The sequence below is a fragment of the Microcoleus sp. w2-18bC1 genome (assembly GCF_036700365.1).
Lineage (GTDB): Bacteria > Cyanobacteriota > Cyanobacteriia > Cyanobacteriales > Microcoleaceae > Microcoleus.
The window spans coordinates 15,115-36,937 of the sequence record NZ_JAUBOS010000032.1 but is presented as its reverse complement, the minus strand read 5'-3'; the positions used below and the strand labels follow the sequence as shown (position 1 = coordinate 36,937).

17 protein-coding genes and 1 pseudogene are annotated in these 21,823 nt (G+C 42.5%); 9 read left to right on the top strand and 9 right to left on the bottom strand.

Translation table 11 applies throughout. The annotated features are described in order from the left end of the window. The first annotated feature begins 260 nt into the window (after positions 1-260). Complete coding sequence (locus QT979_RS17460; protein ID WP_333311218.1) at positions 261-752, top strand: hypothetical protein; 492 nt, start codon at positions 261-263, stop codon at positions 750-752. A 383-nt stretch (positions 753-1,135) separates the two neighbouring features. Here QT979_RS17460 and QT979_RS17455 read toward each other — a convergent pair whose 3' ends face one another. From QT979_RS17455 to QT979_RS17440, 4 genes are all read right to left on the bottom strand, one after another. After that, a complete protein-coding gene (locus tag QT979_RS17455) occupies positions 1,136-2,128 on the bottom strand; it encodes a tyrosine-type recombinase/integrase (protein ID WP_333311217.1) in 993 nt (330 codons plus the stop codon). Positions 2,129-2,688: 560 nt separating this feature from the next. After that, complete coding sequence (locus QT979_RS17450) at positions 2,689-2,934, bottom strand: CopG family transcriptional regulator (RefSeq protein WP_333311216.1); 246 nt, start codon at positions 2,932-2,934, stop codon at positions 2,689-2,691. Beyond that, a complete protein-coding gene (locus tag QT979_RS17445; RefSeq protein ID WP_333311215.1) occupies positions 2,931-3,521 on the bottom strand; it encodes a ParA family protein in 591 nt (196 codons plus the stop codon). The genes QT979_RS17450 and QT979_RS17445 overlap by 4 nt, the downstream gene beginning before the upstream one ends. Before the next feature lie 121 nt (positions 3,522-3,642). Beyond that, positions 3,643-3,801: a hypothetical protein gene (locus QT979_RS17440; protein ID WP_333311214.1), complete on the bottom strand. Its 159-nt coding sequence runs from the start codon at positions 3,799-3,801 to the stop codon at positions 3,643-3,645. A gap of 112 nt (positions 3,802-3,913) precedes the next feature. Here QT979_RS17440 and QT979_RS17435 point away from each other — a divergent pair. Continuing rightward, positions 3,914-4,303 (top strand): annotated as a pseudogene (locus tag QT979_RS17435) (DUF3318 domain-containing protein); the annotation flags it as partial. A 175-nt stretch (positions 4,304-4,478) separates the two neighbouring features. Here the strand turns inward: QT979_RS17435 and QT979_RS17430 are convergent. The 4 genes from QT979_RS17430 to QT979_RS17415 form a co-directional block, all read right to left on the bottom strand. Next, entirely contained in the window at positions 4,479-4,778 is a 300-nt protein-coding gene (locus QT979_RS17430) for a hypothetical protein (protein WP_333311213.1), read from the bottom strand. A gap of 13 nt (positions 4,779-4,791) precedes the next feature. Further along, the gene (locus QT979_RS17425) at positions 4,792-5,202 is read right to left on the bottom strand and encodes a hypothetical protein (protein ID WP_333311212.1); all 411 of its coding nucleotides are present in this window, start codon (positions 5,200-5,202) and stop codon (positions 4,792-4,794) included. 97 nt (positions 5,203-5,299) lie between these two features. After that, complete coding sequence (locus QT979_RS17420; protein WP_333311211.1) at positions 5,300-5,560, bottom strand: hypothetical protein; 261 nt, start codon at positions 5,558-5,560, stop codon at positions 5,300-5,302. Positions 5,561-5,646: 86 nt separating this feature from the next. Continuing rightward, positions 5,647-5,841: a hypothetical protein gene (locus QT979_RS17415; RefSeq protein ID WP_333311210.1), complete on the bottom strand. Its 195-nt coding sequence runs from the start codon at positions 5,839-5,841 to the stop codon at positions 5,647-5,649. Positions 5,842-6,076: 235 nt separating this feature from the next. Here QT979_RS17415 and QT979_RS17410 point away from each other — a divergent pair, with 235 nt between their 5' ends. The 3 genes from QT979_RS17410 to QT979_RS17400 are packed head-to-tail and all read left to right on the top strand — an operon-like array spanning position 6,077 to position 11,084. Beyond that, positions 6,077-6,622 carry a hypothetical protein gene (locus QT979_RS17410; RefSeq protein ID WP_333311209.1) on the top strand — a complete coding sequence of 182 codons (546 nt, stop codon included), beginning with the start codon at positions 6,077-6,079 and terminating at the stop codon, positions 6,620-6,622. A gap of 27 nt (positions 6,623-6,649) precedes the next feature. Beyond that, positions 6,650-7,153 (top strand): hypothetical protein, encoded by a 504-nt coding sequence (locus tag QT979_RS17405; RefSeq protein WP_333311208.1) that lies wholly within the window; start codon positions 6,650-6,652, stop codon positions 7,151-7,153. 28 nt (positions 7,154-7,181) lie between these two features. Beyond that, complete coding sequence (locus tag QT979_RS17400; RefSeq protein ID WP_333311207.1) at positions 7,182-11,084, top strand: CHAT domain-containing protein; 3,903 nt, start codon at positions 7,182-7,184, stop codon at positions 11,082-11,084. Between the two features lie 674 nt (positions 11,085-11,758). On the opposite strand, the gene QT979_RS17395 is transcribed toward QT979_RS17400, so the two are convergent. Further along, positions 11,759-11,923 (bottom strand): M48 family metallopeptidase, encoded by a 165-nt coding sequence (locus QT979_RS17395; RefSeq protein WP_333311206.1) that lies wholly within the window; start codon positions 11,921-11,923, stop codon positions 11,759-11,761. A gap of 33 nt (positions 11,924-11,956) precedes the next feature. Here QT979_RS17395 and QT979_RS17390 point away from each other — a divergent pair, with 33 nt between their 5' ends. The 4 genes from QT979_RS17390 (at position 11,957) to QT979_RS17375 (ending at position 21,423) form a co-directional block, all read left to right on the top strand. Then, entirely contained in the window at positions 11,957-12,304 is a 348-nt protein-coding gene (locus QT979_RS17390; RefSeq protein ID WP_333311205.1) for a hypothetical protein, read from the top strand. A 368-nt stretch (positions 12,305-12,672) separates the two neighbouring features. Continuing rightward, positions 12,673-14,706: a hypothetical protein gene (locus QT979_RS17385; RefSeq protein WP_333311204.1), complete on the top strand. Its 2,034-nt coding sequence runs from the start codon at positions 12,673-12,675 to the stop codon at positions 14,704-14,706. Further along, positions 14,699-15,709 (top strand): hypothetical protein, encoded by a 1,011-nt coding sequence (locus QT979_RS17380; RefSeq protein WP_333311203.1) that lies wholly within the window; start codon positions 14,699-14,701, stop codon positions 15,707-15,709. The genes QT979_RS17385 and QT979_RS17380 overlap by 8 nt, the downstream gene beginning before the upstream one ends. An 11-nt stretch (positions 15,710-15,720) precedes the next feature. Continuing rightward, positions 15,721-21,423, top strand: coding sequence for a DEAD/DEAH box helicase (locus QT979_RS17375; RefSeq protein ID WP_333311202.1), 5,703 nt, complete (start codon positions 15,721-15,723; stop codon positions 21,421-21,423). Positions 21,424-21,823: the final 400 nt, after the last annotated feature.

Sequence of the window (21,823 nt, the reverse complement as noted above, 5' to 3'; positions counted from 1 at the left end):
TTCTTACTTTCTTAGCAGTCAGTTGATATAGATGAGCTATGCGCTCATTTATCTTAACCTTTTATCCTTCTACATTGTAATTAAAAAACTTTTATCTGTTGTTGCACTAAGCCGAAATGAAAAAATTTAGAAGACCGTCGGAAAAATAGCCATCACCCCGCTAACTCTTGGCAAAAACAAAACCGTGTGTCACGCGCTTGACACTATTCAGTGTTACTGCTATCGTAAATGAAACGCATGACACAAGGGATTCATTTGTTATGCCAAACCCTAAAGGACACGAAGACTCAATCAAAGATTCCCGCTTTAAAGCAGCTTGGCAGAGCGGCCCAACTCGCACTATTCGAGTTCCGATCGCCCTGGCTAACGCTACTCTAGATTATGCCCGACAACTTGACAAAAAAATCGAACCGCGTGACACAGCAGATATTCGTAGCGGTTCCGAAGTAGACAAAAAACAGTCTCAATCGCGTGACACAGCAAATAGCCGTAGTGGTTCCGAAGTAGAAAAGAAACAGTCTCAATCGCATGACACAAGGACTGAAGCCGAGGAAGTGGCGTGGTTAAAGTCTGAGAATAGGCGCTTACAGAATTTAGTGAGTGACATGAGGATTGAACTGTACCATACCCCACCCCCTGAAATTGAGCTACCAGAGGCTGCTGACCTACTAAACAGGCTGAAAGCCAAACACAAGAAATCAACTGCGTCGCTCGCAGACATCGAAGCGATTTTGGAGATGATTGAAGAGTAAACCCCAAAAGGGAATTAGAAATCTATACCCCGGTTCATCCCGGAGATGTGCTGAGATAATTTCTATGGCGTTAAGCCACAAACACTTAAAACCCTATCAGGGATTGAAACTCCTTCGTTACTTACTGCGTTACTGCAAACCGCACTAAAGCCCTAAAGCCTTATCAGGGATTAAAACTTGACACACGTTGATTCCCGTTTTTGCGCGGTTTGCACGGCAACTGCACTGTCAAAAATCTAAAATCTGAATCTAAAATCTGAAATTATTTGACCAAAAAGAGCGGCCGATGTTCTGTTGGCTGTCGGCAAGTGCGATCGCACTTGCCGAGAATTGCCAAAACCAAAATCCCTCAATTACTCGAAAGTTGGGGGATTTGTCTTGGCTCAAAACATCCCATCCAGTAAGTCGGTAACGGCCGCCCCTTGGTCGCGACTGCGATTATCGTCGTACACCATCAGGGTATTCAAATTCCTGTGCCTGCTGAGTTTCTGAACTTTCCGCACATCCCCATCTGTTGCGTCCAGCGCCGCTGTGATAGCGCTGTGTCTGATGCGGTGAGGGGACATCTGCTTTTTAATACCAGCTTTTTCGCTGTGGCGGACAACCATCTTGCAGATACCGTCGCCACTAAGTCTGTGTCCGCTGTGAGCGGAGTCAAGTGCTATAAAAAGCGGACTATCGTGCGAGCAACTTCCCCTTTCCTCCAACCAATCGGCGATCGCCTGCACCGTCGCAGAACCCAAATCGATCATCTCAGCTTGCGTACCGCGTCCCTTGCCAAGAATCCGCAAAGTCTTACCAACAGGGTCAAAGTCACAAACACTCAACTGACTGATTTCGTTCCGTCGCAAAGCATTGCCCCATAGCAGGCGCAACAAAGCATAGTCTCTCTTGCCAGCTTTCGTTGCCAGATCGCACTGCTGCAAAATTCGCTCAAAAGTGGCTCTATCAACGCCCGTTGTATCTCGGTAGCCGACAATTTTCTCCCCCTTAATATCCCCTAAAGTATAGTGACACACGCCGAGCTTGCGACCCATTTCCACCAACGACTTGACCGCCGCCAGCCGCCGATTAACAGTCGCTTCCTTGAGTCCCTTGTCGATCAGCTTAGCTTTGTACTTCAACACCACCGAAACTGCTTGCCGTTCCTCAAGGTGTAAAAACTCCAAAACGTTATCAGGCAAGGCGGGCGTCCCTGTCATAGTTACCAAAAAGTCATTCACGTCCCTCTCGTAGGCGCGGCGAGTATTTTCGGAGCGCTTGTCGGCGAGTAATTGTTTGAGCACGTCTCGATCGGTATCTAGAGTATCGAAATATCTTTCAATTTTGGCATCGAGAGAAGCTTCAAGGCGGGCTATCGAAAGTTCTGCTTTCATGATTTTTTGTTATTAATAACTACTGTTATTAATGGCGCTCGCTGATTGGTTCTCTGGTGCTTGGTTTGGGTTGCTGCACCCTTTTGGTTTCTCAAGACCAATTTGAGGAAGCTGAGACGGCGGTGAGGGCGCAGTTAGATTGCAGTCGCTAATCATCCCTACCAACTCTCTTGGCGATCGCCCCCCGTTGCCACAATTTCCTCACTGTCAGTCGCTCCCATTCTCATGTCAATGCCAAGCTTACCAGCAGCCCAACACTAAACCGAATGAATGCAGCAACCGCCCAACAATACGGGATTCTGTACGTTGAGCTATCTAGAAGTTCAAACATTCAAATGTTTGAACATTCAAGCATCTAATCCTTGGGCTTTCCCATTGGGGTCGAACTTTTCGAGCGCTCGACTGAAAACAGAGATAGTTGTCGCGATCGAGCACCGTAATCCCTAACAGGTAAACCGTTCGTGCGGGCGACTCAAAAAGGAATCGGGAATCGCAAGGCGAGACAGTTTCTTGTTTTTAGAGGGGGGGTAAAATGCTTAAACATTCAAACGTCCAAATGTTTAAATGTTATCGTCAGGATTTAACTGTTGGAGGTATTGGGCCACGGACTTTTCGACCAGCTCGCTCATTTCCTGACCCGACTGTGCTGCTGCGGATTTAAGTTGGCGGTGCAGAATTTTGGGCAGATAAACGGTAGTGCGAACAAAGTTTGGGTCTTTGCTTTTAGATAGCGCTACACTGGGTGAAGGGTCAGGTTCACCGGGCTTGAGTTTCTTGGCCTTCAGTAAATCATCAAAGCGACTCATGGCAGTATCTCCTTGCCAACAGCGGTGTAGCACCCCCAAGCAGCTTTAGCGTAAGGGTCTTTGATAGCGCTTACGGGAACCCCGGCGAGGGCAGCTTTTTGAAATACCGCCAGCCTCCTTATATCAGACTTGAAAATGGGCAATCCTGCTTTTTCGATGGTTGCCCTAGATTCAGCCCCGACTTTACTCGGAGCGGGCGGGATGACTGTAAGCAAAATGCGGTAATTGGATTTCAGAGAATAAAGAGCCTCGACCATTTGCAGCATAGCGCTCAGGGCCATAGCATCGGGAGAGCTGGGCAATATAAGCAAATCGCACCCTTCTGCTAGAGTTTTCAGGTCTTCTGGGGTTGGTCGTGCGGGCGTATCGATGACGATGTGTTCGTAATCCCTGGCATATCGCACGCCTTGCTTTTCATCGACTACTTTGAACGGCAGGGAACCGCGAGCAGCCCAATCTAATGCACTGCGGTTGAGGTCGCCATCTACCAACAATGCGGGTGCTTTGGTCTGCAAGTAAGCCGCTAAGTGCAGCGCGGTGGTAGTCTTTCCAACTCCGCCTTTGAAGGAGGCGATTGTCACTATCATAAGTTTAGTGCTGAGTTCATCAACTAGATTTTACAGTTTAAACATCTGAATGTCTAGATAGTTGGATGTTTAGATGTTTCATGTTTAGGCAAAGCCATCCATATTGTCTATGCTCAGGAGCCTAGCCAAAGTGATCGAATCCTTTTCTCAAATTTCCAGTACGTTTGTCTCCAGGCACTCGTTGGCTGGGAATGAATGCGCGTCCATCGGCAGCCACCCCAGCCGCGACCGACGGCAACGCGCAAATGCGAACATTGAAGTTCCATTGGATGATCGGCATCTCGAATCTGATGTTTAGTTGCCTTGCCAGAGCAATTGACTCTTAACACCTTGAGTGAGGAAGAGCCTGGTGGACTGGGATGGCAGTAACGCTATAGCGACAACAATCAACGGTAATTGACTGCGATTTTCCTTTGCCTTGGAATCAATCTCGCCCGATTTATATTAATTTTGATTTGTGGCGGCTGCTATCTAAGCCGCAGCGGGATTTACTGCTATTGCGGAATGTAAGTTTTCTGTGCAGTTTTAAGTGGTTTAAACCGGATATTTATCAAGGTGCGGCTCTGGCGGGAATTGTCGGGACTGTTGTAGAATTGTTGCAGGGATATGCGATCGGCACTGCAATCGCGGGCGGTTTGACGGGACTCGCCATGACTCGAATTTGGCGCGACAACCGCAGTTCCCAAGTAGAGTTAGATGCTGACGAGGGGGCGATTAGAGTAGCGGGAAGGCGTGGTTACAACGAAGCCGAAGCGGCCGGACATTTGCTTGGGGCGATCTAGGCTGTGGCGCAAATTGAAGGGCGCAGTTTGGATTTTAATGAATTGATTCGGTGTCAAAACTTAAGGGCGATATCGGGTATTTCGGCGGTGGGCGTGCCCGATAGTGTCAGGAAAGATTGAAAAATGCTTTTTGGGTGGGGGCAGTGGATGGTGCTTACCCGCCCTGATTCCTGTTTCAAATTCGGATTAACCATAATTCTTGCAAATATTGAAATATTTTATCTCTTAGTTCTAAGTTCTCACACTCAATTGAAATGCCTGCCATTGTATCCCAAGCTAATATTACTAGATTTTCTTCAATTTTTAGGTCTATATAAATTTGATCTACTCCAACTAATTCTTCACTGACAAGTGCAGAAAACATTTCCCTCAGATTATTTTTTATATCGGATAAATCTGATGGGGTTTCACCTCCATCTATAACTAAAATCAATTGATCAGAGTTGAGGGATTGACTGATTTGTCTAACTTTCATGGGACACGTTGTTTTATTCCCTCAATATATCATTGATATCGCCTAAGTTGGGACGGCTAGCGCTTTCGAGAATTTGCAGCCAAGTCTTACCTATCGCCCGCAAATATTCGATGGTGGGGCCTAGTGAATCGCCGTATTTTTTGAGGTTGCGGGCGTAAATGCGATCGCGCGACGGTTCGGGAGTTAAATCCTTATATTTGATGCCGATTTCGCGCCGCAAACTGTGGGCTTGTCTGGCGACTTTTTCCATTTCTTCCTCGGTGATTTCTTCCTCGGTTCTGTCAGCCATATGTTGTTTGATAAATTCTGCGATTCCCTTGACTTCCTGAGCATAATTGGCGCGGATTTTGTGAATTTCTAATTGGCTGCTGAATTCACTGTTAATGGAAGTGTCAACGCTATTGTTACTCTCTAATTCCAGCATAGGTTTAGTGTGAAATCTGATTAGGGATTTGATTGATAGAGAAATTAAAAAACTGAAAAACTAGAACTCCGGCTAATCCTTAGCCGGAGTTCTAGTTCTACTCAGCAGAGTAAGAGCTTTCTATGCGGGGTGCATCAGGTGTATAAGGGGCGGGATTGGACATGATTGTGATACCAAAGATGAGCAAAGCAATGCCCGCGATGACGATAAACTGGCTGTTAGCAGATTCTTCTCCAATTTCCCGAACATCGTAGAATTGTTGGCATACTTTGCAGTAGTAAATGTGCTCTCGATTTTTGTCGGGATGTTGGACAATTTGGCAAGGAGGAAATTCTTTTTCTGCGTGAAGACAATTCATATTTTTAGAGACTCCATTGTTGATTTTAGGGGATATTGTTGTTCTTCGACGGTCAGGAGTTTGAGAGATCGGATTGTGTCAAACCTTTAGTCTGTTCCGCCGAAAAATTTTCTTGAGTCTTCGTAACTCAGTGGTTCTAGAAGCTCTTCTAAGGCTTTAAGTCGCTTAGTTAAAGCTAAAATTGCTTCAGATGGAGTGCCGGAAGCAGTCTCAAGTTCGCTATTTTTGCTGCCCATGTCGGCACTATTCAAATTTGGCTTGGATGGGCGATGAGCTATCATCTGTAAACAACTCCTAAATTGAATTGACAGGTTAAGTCCTCTGAGATACAATGGAAGTCTGATTACCAGACACCTTTAAGATGGGCTTCTCAGATATTCAAGAGAATAACGATTCCATTCCACAACAAGCAACACAACTCCCAAACAAGGAGTTGGGGACTTTAAAATTGCCCAGCACAACTCGCGAAATTAGGCTTCAGAATCCGATTACCTCACCAAAAAGATGATTTTTAAGATGCCAGAAAAAGAACTTTGCCAGGAATGTGTGGAGGCTGAAGAAAAATCAGCACTCGACTTGGCTCGTTTATTAAAAGAATTAGGGGATATAAAACGTAACTTTTTTCCAGAATCGAAAGAGCTTTCTGACAATGAAATTATCTTTTTGTGCCTGTCGCTTTGTTCATACAGTATCGGACAAATAGCATATTATTTTACCAATCACAAAATTATTATGCCTGAAGAGTTGTTGGCAGAGCCAGCTTTGAAAAAGATGATCAACAATATTAATTCTGAAATGTCAAAACGGATTAGTCCTTATCTTAAAAAGCTATTGGATCTTCCTGATGACAAATACAAACGTCGCCCTGGGTGGTCTGAAATAATTAGAATACTGAAAGAGCGAGGCTACACAAAAATCTCTCAAACCCCACTCAAAAATGAAAAAAAAGATGATAATAATAAAGGATTTTTCCTTCTTGAAGGTAATATTACTTTAGAAGAAATGGCAGAGATTTTCCATAAAAATGGCAAGCCTGACATAAAAATCCGCAAAATTATGTAGTTGTCAACAGTAGCTCATGGAGGAAATATGACTAACATTGAAGGTAATAACAGGCAGTTATTTGTATTAGAAGGAACATCTGAGGAGATCGAGGAAATTATTGCTCTTTTTGAATCGGGAGAGTTGAGTGAGTTGTTGGGTGTTGATGTGCTAGATGCGGGTTTATTCTCTGAATCTCAAATGTCTGAAATTAATAAGCTGCAGATTCAGCAGGATGCGCCTTTTGTTGATACTACTCTCACTAGAACAACTGGAGAACAGGAGGCATTTGCTAAGAATTTGTTAAGTATTTGCAAAAGGCAGGGTTACTCATGGGTAAAATTGTCTCAGGTTATAAAAATTGTTCAGTACGGTTATCATGCTACAGATGAAGCGCTGGCAACTGCCTTCCGAGAACTGCTGTTTCCTGATGATCTAGCTGTGGTGACAAAATCAGATTCTCATGATGAGGATTCTGTGGATGCCTATTTCGATCAAGATTTTCTTGAAAAAATTACGGCAGACATTATTAATTTCTATAAGCGTATCTAAACAACAAAGATAGGTGAGGTTAGCAGTAATGAGCGGAAATATTTTGAAAGTTATTCTTTTTTTTGCTTTTATTGTGTTTCAGTGCATTCCTAAAAGCCAAAGAATTGTCTTTCTTTGGCGTAGCTTAGAGCTTTTTTTCTTAGGAATGGTATTTATTGTAATTGGATACTGGATATTTGGTAGCGGGCCTCCTACTTTTTCTTTTTTAGGCTTTAAGTTTAACTGGCCCAGCCTTTGGCTCAATTTATTTCTCATATCTTTTTTTCCAACAGCATTGCTTCAAATAATAATTCCTTTTTCATCAAAATTACATCTTATTTTTATTAAAAAAAAATTAAAGCGATTGCTTACAAATTTATATATTCTCCTCTTCGTGAGTGGTTGCGGTATTGCATATTTTATACTTCTTCTATTATCCCAACCAATTAATAATCAAGACTCAGTTCCCAATTATAAATTAAATATAGGAAATACTGATTTGGATTGGATTAATGATTTTTTAATGGGCGCTCTTCAATACTTATTTCATGACTTTAGCTTACTAAACATTTTTGGTGTAGGCATAGCATTTGTTTTTCTATGGATACCTTTGATTAGTATTTTACTCCTTATTTGGAGTGTTTTTGGATTGAGTTTACCAATCTATTTTTTAATTCAAAAATTATATTACTCTCCGAGCTTTATTATAGCAACTCCCACTTTTGTTTTGCTATACATAGTTAAAAACTTTTCTTTATTTACAGGGGCAATCTTTGTTTCAAGTATAATTTTAGTCTCTTTTTGTTCAATGATTTTACCTTTTTTGAATTTGGGAAACTCCCTTAAATTAAATAATATTGATTTCTCTGTTGCAGGGATTTTATTATATATTTTGTTGATTTATGGTGCCTTTAGTTACTTTGTGTTGATTATTAACATTTTTTTAGGGATTATTTTTCCGTTTTTAATTAGCCGGTTATCAAATATAATTAGAAACAAGCAGATTAAACTTAGCATTAATAAATTAGGTGTTCAAATAATTGGTTTCTACTTTCCATATTTAACATTTTCACTAAATCAGTTGATGCCGTGTAGCCTTTTTAGTCCAATCTCTAGTTTTATCAACATAAGTGTTCTTGAATCATTACTGCTTCAATGTACCAATAATGAATTTGCTCCCCTATCGACTGAAATAAGAGACTTTCTTGTAAATTTATCTCAAAAAATATTGACAAAAAAACATTTTTTTGATACGGGTTTTAATCATAAAAAATCTTTAGGCCGTACAGCTTTCAAACTTTTTCTGGCAGGCAATTTGAAAGAGGCTGATATTCTTTATAAAAACCTGTGGGTATTTGCCCAATCTCCATCATCATTCACGAAATCATCAAATAACCTAGACGATATTTTTAACAGTATATGCTATTTTTATCTAGAAACACATCAGTTTAAATCTTTAAAAAAACTACTTAATGAAGCATATATTTTAGTGCAAAAGCACAATATTTCTGTTCCAATCTACCTCTCCAACTTGATGAAAATTAGCTATGCAAATCAAAAACAATCGAATGTTAATATTAAAGATTTAATTCCTATATCTACATTATTAAATTGGAAAGATATTGTATCTATTTTATTGCTGTTACCAGATCTTTCAAGCAAGGATAGTATCCTTAATTTACAATCACCAGCGGATATGTTTAAGTTTTTTCTAAATCAAACTCTTGTTGATGTAAGCAGTAAAGAATATAGAAATAAATTTTTAACAGAAAATCGCCACGATTTACTACGATTATTGGCTAGTCTACAGTTATTTTTTGAAACGCAGAATAAAATTTATTCTTTTGTTTACAAACAACAGCCGGATTGTTTGCCAAACCTTCGAGAAATTCAAGCAGCATTAGCTCCTAGCTATTTGCTGAAAGTATTAGGTCTAAAAATAGAATTAAAGAATCTTTTTTTAAAAGATAATGAGAAACTTATTTCTTTAATGGCAATTCTGGATAAAAATTCTTTACCACCTCAAATTATCGAAAACTTGATCGAGTCTGCTACTGAACAGGGACGTAAAACAGACGTAGCATTTCTACAATGTTGTTTGGGAAAATTTCTAATAAATAATGGTTCAGTTGACCAAGGTTTGAACACCCTTCAAAAAGGAATTACTTTATACGAGGGTATTCGTCACAGTATCAGCACTGACCAACTAGGAGTAAGCTTTGGCAGTAGTTACCTTCAGTATTATGACTGGGCAATTGATGCTCTCATACAGATGGGTAATTATCGAGAAGCTTTTGATTATACTGAACGTGCTACAGCGCGGGCAGTCCTTGACTTAGTATCGAGAAAAACATTTTCTTCTAGCTCAGAGGAAAATTTAAGTCATTTTGCTAAACTGCTTGGGGAAATTCGAGACGTAGACTTTAACATTTACTTTTCCCAATCTGTCACCTATGAAATTCCATTCTTAGTCAAATTTTTGCCTACTGTAATTAAACGTCAATTAGAAATAGGCTTCTACAAAGAAAAAGAAGAGAAATTAAAGCGCTTACTTAAGCATAAAGATTCTCTACTTGAAAATTTAGAAGCTCTCTACCCAGTATCTGCTACCCTCTTCAAACTCAAAACTCTTACCTGGAAAAATTCCAGCGAACCAGGAGAGAGTTTTACTCCCTTTGAGGCATTATGGAGCAGCGGTACAATCTCCGAGACCGAAGCAATTCTTTGCTTCCACGTTATCCATAAACTGAGCTTTTCTAAAAATAAACCTTGGGATAAAATTGTCTGCTTTGTTCTGTACCGAGAAAGCGACCATTTGCAATTGCATCACCATGTCGTTGACGACCCTCAAACTGTTTCAGAGCTACAAGCTTTATGTCAAGGAATAGGGAATGATCTCAAAAGAAAAAAACCTTTGAAGAGCCTTGCTCTTATCAGCGACAACTTAACCATTCCTCTGCTACAGCATCTCCCCGAAACCTATGACTCTCTGACAATTGCTGCCAATAGTGATTTACAATTCTTTCCCTGGTCTATCTTGTATGACCAAGAGAGTATGCAGCTAATAGAGCGATTCTGCATCAGGATTACTCCTAGCCTCAGTCTCCTGTACTTACTAAAACAGCGAGAGGACTTTCGCACCAAGATTCCCACTAAGTTTTTAGTGGCTGGAGTCGAACAATATCCAAACCCGCAAGAATACCTTTTCTGGTCTGGCATAGAAGTAAACCGCATTTCCCAACTATATGATTCTCCCTCAGTTCTCAAAAACGCTGATGTTGACCAACATTTTGCTAACCAGTTTGAACAAGCTGAAGTTATCCACTACAGCGGACATGGCAACTATCAAGAGTCAGACTCAGAACGAGATCCCCTAGACAAAACCTACCTCTGTCTCTATAATAAACAAATCTCTGCTGCTCAAATTCTGGATGGTGCGTTGGAAAATCCAACCGCGAAGGTAATGATTCTATCAGCCTGTCTAACTGGCAGAGGAGATTTAACAACATCAGGCAGTGAGATATTAGGATTAGAAAGAGCTTTATTTCACGCTGGTTTGTCATCGCTCATCACCACCCTTTGGTCTGTTGATGAATTTGCAACTGCCTTACTAATGCTCAAGCTTCATTTAGTGTGGCATCAACACAACAATACCTTGGAAACTTTAGCTAGCTCTCTTAGAGAAGCGCAACTTTGGCTCAACAATCTAAGCTGGCGACAACTTAAAGAAGAGTTTCCAGAAATCAATCAAGATGTTTCTAATTGCCTTGCTGCCTATCAAACGCTGATTATTCGTGCTCACCAAAATCAAGATGAAAGCACAGCAAAAAGATTTGAAAAACACACCAAACATTATGAGAAAATTGCTAACTTACTGCTCTCCGAAAGCCATGATAAATCCTTCCGTCATCCTTACTTCTGGGCTGCTTTTCAGATCAAAGGCATGGGATAGACTATGCAAAATTCAAGAAAAGATTTATTTGAAAAGTCGAGGCTAGATGGCATAAATAGGTAAGGTGCGAAGTCCGCATCCTACATTGAGAAATGAATTACCTAGAACATTACGATCGCCCCTACGGGAAAAAAATATCGCTATTCTACCCGATCGGCCTTAACATACAAAGATTCTAGAAACTTAACAGCTTCATCCAACATAGCTGCTGGTAATTTCTGGGGCGAAATGAGCAGTCGTACAGAAACTTACGCTAAGGAATTGATTAGCCGTTTTGAATATTGCGCTCGCCTCTTATAAACCTGTACCAATTGATCTGTCTGAAATTTAAAAGCCTCAAATCCTTACTGTGCCGTACAAAAAAGCTGTACCAAAAAATCTATGCTCTAATTGGTACAGTTTAATTTTCAACTCTTTAAGTTTTTGAGAGACAAAAAGAGTAGTTCCCAGAATGCTTATCCAGTAAAAGTTTCAGCCTTAGCGTAAGTCTCTGCACGACTGCTCATTTACCCCCGTGCCTCGGCCCTATCACACAAAAAGCTCACAAAAATGTGGGAGAGCTAAGGGTGAAAGCGAAGCTTTGCCGAATGCAGTGTGAACTCATTGGCTTCTCCATGCTAGTTTTCTGACTTCCCGGCACTAATTTATAGATAGATGCCGTCGCCTGTGATTCGCTAAAGGTCATAATTCACTCCATTCTCAGCTAACCAGCGCTTACGTTTCTCGAAATCTGGCAAAATCCGCTCGACTCTATCCCAAAACGCATGATTATGGTGCGGTTCAATCAAATGCACCATTTCGTGAATTGCCAGATACTCAATCATCACTCGCGGTAACATCGCCACTCGCCAATGAAAATATAAATCTCCCTTGTGCCCGCAGGAACCCCAGCGATAGCCTATGGGCAGCGCGATGGAAGAGTTTGTCTTCGTTACAAAGGAAAGGGAAGGTGCATCGCTACCAACACCACCATTCGTTGTATCGTCAGCACCAACGCCCCACAGCAGCTAACACCGAAAACTGCATTGCCCGCAACCCCACTACCACCGGAAACTGCATTGCCCACTGAAATACCACCGCAACCGGCAGTATCTGCACCAGAACCAGTTTCCATTCAATCAAAGGAGCCTAGCCTGATGAGCAAACTGCAAGCACCAGACAAAGAAGCGACGGTCAGGGTTGCGGTGGATATGTCCGAAACTCTGCACCGCAAACTGTAAACAAGCTATTTTAAGCCTAAAGAGGTCACGTCACAAATTTAGCAGAATACTTAGTTAAGTTGTCTACTTAATGTATCCAATTAATTTCCCCAGTGAGTAGGGACTAGGCAAGTAGATGCTGACGCTTGTACAGTAACTGTTTCGTTTACTAACTTCTCTAAATAATGTTTCTAACAATTCTTGTCCGTGTTAGGTGGCTCCCTCGTAAGTGTGCCGATTTCAAGGCTACCTGAACTCAGTAAATTAACGCAAGCTGACAACAAAAAGTTTATCTTCTTTTGACCACTGGACGATCGGACTATAATGGCTATTCCTGGGCTATAATACTTAAAATTACCAAGCTCAATTAAATTATATGAAATGTAAAAATGGATTATTTAAAATGGAATAATTCAATCGCAGCTCATTTTTTCAAAAATGAAATGGCAGGGCGCAGCGTTCACCTGTATGTCACAGAGGAACTAATGACAGATATTGGTCAAAACTACGGTGCGGATCTTCCCGATTTTATTAAGGCAGTTAAGGCTGGTCCTATTGGGGTGCAAGGGAAGGGCATCTGCGAGAAAGCCTTGCAGAGTATGGATGACTGGAAGTACCGACACGGACAAAAAGGTTATCCTCTTTACATCGGCTATTTGGCGCTATTCGTCCTCGCTGCTGGTATCGAAGAAGATTTTGCAGCCCATGCCTACTACCGCCGTCTCCGGGCATTACTGCGTGAAGAATCTACATCTGGACAGTATCGAGGCTTCGACCAGATGAGGAGGCTTTGGGATGACTTAGCGCGGTGGGCAAATGAATACAAATCAGGTGAAGTAGGGATCTTCAATATCAACAGTGCTGGGCGTCGGATTCATGTTGGCATACCCATCGCCCAAACTCTTTTGACTGAAAAAGAGCGTCGCGCACTACCTGCTATTTTTGCGGCTGCTGACTTAGATCCTGTTTCACATCCTACTGAGGGGGCGATCGCACTTTTGTTAGCCCATCATGGGCGTAAACAACTGCGAGCACCGACGCTGCGCTTATTAGAAAAAACTGGCGAGAGTGACGAACATCGCCAAGCATTGCTCGAATGGATTATTGATGAATTGCGTGGTTGGGATGGAACGGCTGAAGTTTCAGATAGAACGCAGATTTACGGACTATTGAGATTGTGCTGCAAACTAGATCCAATTGCCAAACGCGCCACTATAACCTTGCGTTGCAGTACAAAACACGAATTTTCAGAAGACGATTTATTGTTATTTTCAGATGGTAATTGTCAGCCCTTCTCTTGTTACGAAGATAGTGGGGGTTGGTCTTCAACTCTGATATCTGAGTCAGACGGAAAACCACTGGTTGCCTCTGAATTTGATTGGTTGAAAGGTCTGCAAGTGCGATCTGATGACTCTAAATGGTGTTTTAGGCTGCCAGCATCACCCATTCGAGTATTCGTTGATGGAGGTAGTCAGGGATTACCGGGATTTGTAGAAGTGCGACAGTTGCCCATTCAAAAGCCATTTTATTTAGCAGCTCATCAAGAGTGTTTGGAATTGCTGACAAGATGGGGAGACTCTAGCTGTCAAGAATTTGAAAATTTGCAAATCATAAATGGTTTGCCCAGGGGGTGGCACTTCTTCAAAGCGAAGGGGGCTTACAGTGACGAGCTTGTTAAACGAGAATACCCAATCTTAGCTTTCCCGACTAATGTACGGCTAGAGTTGGCGGGGGGAATCCGCCTGGAAAAAGGTAATAAATTCTTTAAATTTGCACCGCCAAAATTGGTGCTGCAAGGTGGCAGCGAATCAATAAAAGTATATTGCAACGATCGCCTATTAGATTCCACGGAAGCAGCAGATATTTATGAACTGCCAGCCGATACTCCAGCGGAAACAAAGTTGCTAATTGAAGCACGCAGTGGAGATGATATTATCAGGCGCTGTTCTCTGTTATTGGTAGAAAACTATTCTTTGCCATCCCAAACCAACGCGCAACAGTTCGATCGCTTCGGGAAGCTCCAGACCGAGGCAAATGGGAGTGCAGGCGTTGCTGGTGCATGGGCGTGGGGTGTTGATTTCCCGGACTTTAACTTCAACACTTTTTTACCAATACAAGGAAAGCAGCGGATTTTCTTTATAGGTAAAGAACCAGGTCAAATAGCAATTTGGCCTGGGGAATCACTGCCTACAGATTGGGAGCCTGTTTGGGCTATTTCCAAAGGTCGTCATCGTGGCCAAGTAATGTTTTGCAGCACCAATTTAGCCGAGTCACCACCGTCGATGTCAAAGTGCAAAGACCGCAAGAAGATGCGGGCTTGGAAAGAAATATTGTGGCACGATCGGAAGAAAATTTCCCCGCCAGATAGTTCTAACTTGAAAGTATTGTGGCAACAGTTTCAAAAGGAGGCAGAACGTGTCTGAAACTAGCGAAAAACTGCTCTACATTATTTCTGCAAAAAAGGAAGTTACTTGGCTATCCTTTAAGGAAACATTTGATTATTTGTATAATCTTGAGACGGGTGTGAGGGAGGAAAACACGGACAAAGACGGAATTAAGAATAAAAGATTTCAAGTAATTCGCGCCCTCGATTCTCTGGGTCACTGTGACTTTAATTTTAGCGATGATAGTAGCAAGAGTAAGGCTTATGCTGCTCCCCCTCTATTGGTGCGATTGCCAAGTGCCGGCTTTCCTCAAGCCCTTTTAGCAGGAGCGCGATCGCCTACTACTATTCAACAATTATCAGATGCTTGTCAGTCTGTGGGAAATCACATCAACGTTGAAATCCAAGAACAAGCGAGTGAATTAGGGTTGATACCGAAGCGAGTGGCTGTACAAGCAGAGGATGTAAGGGAATTACAGGCGATCGCATCTTCTCTCGGCATACCTTTTATCGAAACGCCCTCAGCCTGGTCTTTGCTGCATTTTGCCGCCAGTATTGACGACTACTTAGCTACTCTCAAATGGGCTAACGCTCCAGAACTGAACTGGAAACACCAAACTTTTGAACCTGATTCATTACAATTTAAAACTATCAAAGAAACCGACACTAATATTCGTCTCAGCCGATACAGTCATCCATCGCGAAACACGCTATCGTACTATCATTGGCGAGATAGATTTTGTACAGAAATAGACCTTGATTGGGGAAGGTATGCTATTCTTAAAGCACTGCGGCGGAATGTCCTAATCTACGACAAACGCAGATTCACTATGGCAGTACCTGCCAGCGCCAATCTGCCACGACTTCTAGAAAGAGCCTTAACCCTTTGTTCCGGTTATGCAGCAACATATGTAAAAAAATTGCCGCACGATCCGCAAATTCAGGGATTCAAGTTATTCTTCGCAATTCCCCCTCAAATAGCAGAAATGACCGCAGCTAAATTAGGGCAAACACTTTTACAGCAATCTTTAAATATAACATAGTGAGGTAATTTATGCACGATCCAATTAACGCCTTTAATACAATCCGTGACAACTTCCTACTGTACATAAAAACCGCTTTCGGAACTCAATTTCCTGAAATAGAACAAGAGCGCGAAAGACTGCTGCGCCAACCCGGTGCATTCCATCAAGAACCCTGGATTGAACCGATGCCCCGCTATCAAAGATCGGGTAAAACTATCTATGATTTAGATACTTCAAACGTACCAGGATTAGATGAATCTGCCCTTCAAGATTTTAAACAGCTTGCCTCCTGCGGACTTGTAGGCAATTACGAACTGTACAGCCACCAAATCCAAATGCTGCGACAGGCATTAGAAGGTCAAAATGCTGTAGTAACGGCAGGTACTGGTTCAGGGAAAACAGAGTCTTTTATGTTGCCGCTATTTGCTTACCTTGCCCAAGAATCGAAAAATTGGGATAATCCTAAGCCAGAGAGACCTCATCTCAACGACTGGTGGAAAAATGAGGACTGGCAGAATGAATGTAACCCTGTAGTGAAGAAAAACCACAGTTTTAAGAAATCTTATCGCGTTCCTCAGAGAAGTCACGAAAACCGGGATGCTGCTGTTCGCGCCCTCATTTTATATCCCATGAATGCCTTAGTTGAAGACCAACTTACCAGGCTGCGCCGCGCTTTAGATTCTGAAGCAGCGAGAGAGTGGTTTCAAAATAATAGAAAAGGCAACCGACTTTATTTTGGAAGATACAACGGCGTTACGCCCGTACCGGGACATGAATACACAGAAAATCGTAAACCTAATGGCAAAAAAATAAAAGAACTGCTGGAAGCAATACAGCAAATGGAGCAATCAGCCACTAAAGCTAGCGAACACGCAAATCAAACTGGCGATGATGATGTCAGGTTCTTTTTCCCGCGTTTAGATGGGTCAGAAATGCGCTGTCGCTGGGATATGAAGGATGCCCCGCCAGATATTTTAATTACTAACTATTCTATGCTCAGTATTATGCTGATGCGGAATATTGATCAAGATATCTTTGAAAAAACGAAGGAATGGTTAAACAAAGATGGTAGTGTCTTTCATTTAATTGTTGACGAATTGCACTTGTATCGTGGCACTTCTGGGACTGAAGTAGCTTATTTGCTGCGACTGTTGCTGCAACGATTGGGGCTCCATCCAGGTCATCCAAAATTGCGGATTCTTGCCTCTAGTGCATCTCTGGAACCAGACGACCCAAAAAGCTTAGAATTTCTGAATCAATTCTTCGGTGTCGAATGGCATTCCCAACAGATTATACCCGGTCATTTAGAACCAATTCCGTCAATTGAGGGTCAAGAATTCCTTGATGTCGAACCGTTCATCGCATTGGCAGAAGCACCTGAAATCAATAATATAGAACGGTTGCAGGAAACTGTGGCATACAGTGCTTGCCGCGAAATTGTGGAATCAGAAAGCGCGGCTATTGGCGCTAGAATGGTCGATGCTTGTAACGTTGATGACAAAATTCGTGCCGTATCGATCGCTGATTTTGGTCAAAAAATGTTTGGCAATAACTTAACAAATGAAAGCCTCAAGCTGGCAGTAAGAGGATTGCTTGTCGCTCGCGGTTTGTCCGACCAAACATCCTTGCCATCTTTCAGGATGCACTGGTTTTTCAGGAATATCGAAGGACTTTGGGCTTGCACTAAACCGAATCACGGGTGCGAGGAAAATGAAATTGGTGAAAATAGACCTGTCGGCAAACTATTTGTAGAAAATCCTCCCATACTTTGCGATAATTACCGAGTTTTAGAAGTTCTTTATTGCGAACAGTGCAAAAATGTATTTCTTGGGGGAAACAGGCTAACCAGACAGAATAATGATGGATGGGAACTTTTGCCTACAGAACCAGATATTGAGGGGATTCCTGATAAACAAGCTGGAAAATTTCTCGCTCGGAGGACGTACAAAGAATTTGCTGTATTTTGGCCGTCCAGACAGAGCGATATTGATGAATATGCGAAGGGTTGGGGACAGTCTAAAAAAGCAGAGTCAGGTTGCTGGAAGAAGGCATGGCTAGATACTCGCAGCGGTATAGTTAGTTTAGACAACCCTCATTCCTCTGATGACTTGACAGTAAAAGGCTATATTTTTTATCGACCAAACCTGTTACCAGAGGAACAGGAAAAAGTTAAAGCTTTGCCTGCGGTTTGTGCTTGCTGCGGTGCTGACTATAGCAAACGACTGTATCAAAAGTCTCCAATCCGTGGCTTCAGAACAGGTTTTTCTAAAGTGAGTCAACTGCTGTCTAAAGAACTGTTTTATCAGCTACCAGAAGACGCGGAATCCCGCAAATTAGTAGTGTTTTCTGATAGTCGTGAAGATGCCGCTTCTATATCCAATGGAATTGAGAGATCGCACTATGACGATCTAATACGAGAAGCACTTTTTGATGAACTTGGACAAATCGCAATCGGAAAACCCCACCTGTTAGAAGATATTCAACAATACGGTCAGCCTACTCGTTCTGAATCTATGTTTTTTGTTCAACGTCACCCCAATATAGTAAGCGAGTTAGAGGAAAAGCTTGAATTAGCTAACTCGACCTGGCCAGCAGAACTTTCGCCTGTGGTAGTAAAAAACTTGCAGGAAGATCGAGATAACGCGCAGAAGGTACTCAACGAAATCCAGCACATAGGCAATACCCGCACAGTTCCTCTCAGAATACTGTTTGAAGCCGACAATCAAGAGCCTGGTTTGCTCATGCAGCGATTGAAAGTTTTGGGAGTCAATCCTGCTGGCAATGATGTCCATTACCAGGAATTTAACTATGACAGTAAGGAGGATAATCATTGGACAAAATTTTTTGATTTTGATTCTGATACCGCAGGATGGAAATCTGATTTGTCTACTGGCGCGAAAACAAGCCGAGACAACGAACTTCGAGAGAAAGTAAAATCTGAGATATGTGACACACTTTTCAGTCGCCTATACTTTGGGATTGAAGCATCGGGTTTGGGTTATATTCGCCTGAATTTACCGCCAAATCAATTAGAACAGCTAGCAATTCAATGCGGACTTTCACCCTCAGTAGTGGAAAGCATTGGCGATGGCTGTTTGCGAATTTTAGGTGAATTGTACAGGTATCTAAAACCAAAAGCAAAAGAACCTCAAAAATATCCGCTGGATGATTGGAAAGACTGGGGTGATGCGCGACCAAAAATTCGGAAATATATTAAAGAGTGTGCAAAAGCTTATGGAATTTCAGAACATGAATTGAAGCAGGCATTGAAATCTGCCATTTGCGGTCAGCACCACCACTTTATACTTAATCCCCGGCATTTATCTGTACGAGTTGCTGTGTCCGATGACCCGGTGTGGCAGTGCGATTCTTGCCAGCGCCCTCACCTGCACAGTGCAGGAGGTATTTGTACTAATTGTTTGGCAAATTTATCAGCGGAACCTAATAAAATATGTGCAGATTTATACGATCGCAATTATTTCGCCACCCAAGCTGTAAATAAGCGTCAACCGTTGCGGTTGCACTGCGAAGAGTTGACTGGACAAACCGACGATCAAGCCGAAAGACAGCGACATTTTCGCAACATAATCGTGAATTTTGGCGAACAAAAAAGAGATTTTATCCCAGAGGTAGATATCATCGATATTTTGAACGTCACTACCACAATGGAGGTGGGAATTGATATTGGCAGTTTAATGGCTGTTGTGATGGCAAATATGCCGCCGATGCGGTTTAATTACCAACAGCGTGCGGGTCGCGGTGGTCGCCGCGGTCAGGCTTTCGCGATCGTACTTACTCTCTGTCGGGGTCGATCGCACGATGAATTTTATTACCGCCATCCTGAAAAAATTACGGGCGATCCGCCACCAGTTCCTTTTCTTTCTATGTCACAGGTTGAGATTGTGCAACGCCTCCTAGCCAAAGAATGTTTGAGACGTGCATTTAAGGATGCTAGTGTCACCTGCTGGGAAGTAGAAAAAAAACCGGACAGTCACGGTGAATTTGGGACACTTAAAAAGTGGAAGGAAACGGAAGAACGCCGCGAACAAGTTCGTAATTGGTTAGAGAAATCAAAGGAAGTCACCGAGATCATAAATTCTCTGCTAGTCGGTGTTGAAGGTATCGATCGCAACAAACTTGAAGAGTATGCACGTCAGGATTTGTTTAAAAAGATTGACGAGTGTGCCAATAACTTAGAATTGACTGGAGATGGATTGGCAGAACGCCTTGCTGAAGGCGGGGTTTTGCCAATGTACGGGATGCCCTCAAGAGTGCGTGATTTGTATCATCACGATCCGTCCCGAAAACAAAAAGTTCCTACTATCGATCGAGATTTAGATTTAGCTGTCTCTGAATTTGCCCCCGGTTCAGAAAAAACTAAAGACAAGCGAATTTATACTGCGATCGGGTTTACAGCATCGTTAATTCCCGACAATAAAAACGGGTTGGTTCCTGCTGGCGAACCTCTGAGCGATCGCCAATGGATGTTAAGGTGTCAGCGGTGCCAACATACGGACACTGCTAATACAATATTTGAATATACAGTCTGTCCGAAATGCAAGGCAACTGACGAACAGGGATTTCGAGTTTTTCAGTGGGCTGTCCCTTTAGCTTTCCGTACCAGCCTCAATCCTGGGGCGGACGCTAAAGATGAATACGATGCGTTAATTACAGGTGCTGGCAGCGTAGCCGAATCAAACTCTCCACCTTTTAACTTAGTAAATAATACGAATACTCAAACAGCTTTTTCTGCATCCGGCCGCGTTTTTCGGGTGAATGACAATCGAGGACAGCTATTTAAAGGAGCAACAGGAAATGCAACATTTGGACACGGTGATAAGCTGTTACCAGATCAGTGGATTGATGAGCGATTTCAGAATAAAAATAATGTGAAGTTTAAACAGCAAGGCGAGTCAGAGGCGATCGCGATCGTTGCCCCAAAAACGACTGGCGTACTGCGGATCAAACCCGCTGCTGTACCGGATGGATTGTGCCTCGATCCTATTGCACGCGGTTCCGCCGTCAAAGCTGCTTTTTACTCAGCCGCTTTCATGGTTCGTGCTGTAGCAGCACAGGAGTTAGACATCGATCCCGAAGAATTAGATGTGAGCGGTTTGCGACAGGCTGAATTAGAGGATACTGGGGAAAAAGTAGGAGAAATTGTAATTAGCGATCGGCTTGCTAATGGCTCAGGCTTTACCTACTGGTTAGCTAATCACTGGGAAGATATACTTTTAGACAAAATTTTGGATTCTAAAAATAGCTTTGCTGAGGCGATAATGTCACCTGAACATCGCCAAAAATGTGACTCTTCCTGTTACGATTGCTTGCAGCAGTACCGCAATATGAACTATCACGGCCTGCTGGATTGGCGTTTGGGGCTTTCCTTGCTGAGGGGATTAGCTAGTAGTGATTTTCGTTGCGGACTGGATGGAGATTTTTCTACTCCAGACTTAGAAGATTGGGTATTGAAAGCAACTGCTTTGCGCGATACATTTTGTGCTTCGTTTAGTTGTTCCGGGCAACAGTTCGGCCCTCTACCGGGTTTGACTGTGGGCGATATAACTGTTATTATCGTTCATCCTTTGTGGAACATAGATTGCCGTCAAGGCTTATTGAATGAAGCGAATGAAGCCGCTGCAACAGTGGCAGAAGCAGATCGGATTCTATACCTAGATACCTTCAATCTGCTGCGGCGTCCAAGTTGGTGCTATCAGTCACTGGTGGTTTAAAGTGAATTTTCAACATTATCAGACTTGATAGTGGAGGACTGACGCAGACACTATCGGCGTTGCTGATTCATGGTATAAATCAACTTTGCGCTTGATGTTACAAAACTTACCCCATTTGGCTTATAGCCATTCCGAAATCTTGAATTCATACCTGTATTCAGTAACGCCGAAAATTACTTGTTTGAGATTCGCACTCCTACGCTCCGACTCAGAATTCAATTGGAGATATTTGGTTACAAGCTAAACAATGGATTAGGGGGTGCTATCATTTGTGTCAGACATTTGCTGCCGTCAAATATATATTTAAGTTAGTTACTCATTATCAGATATTTGATTTCTCCAAGCTTCACAGTTATGGTAAATTGTCACAAATCATATAGGATTGCTATAGACAATTTAT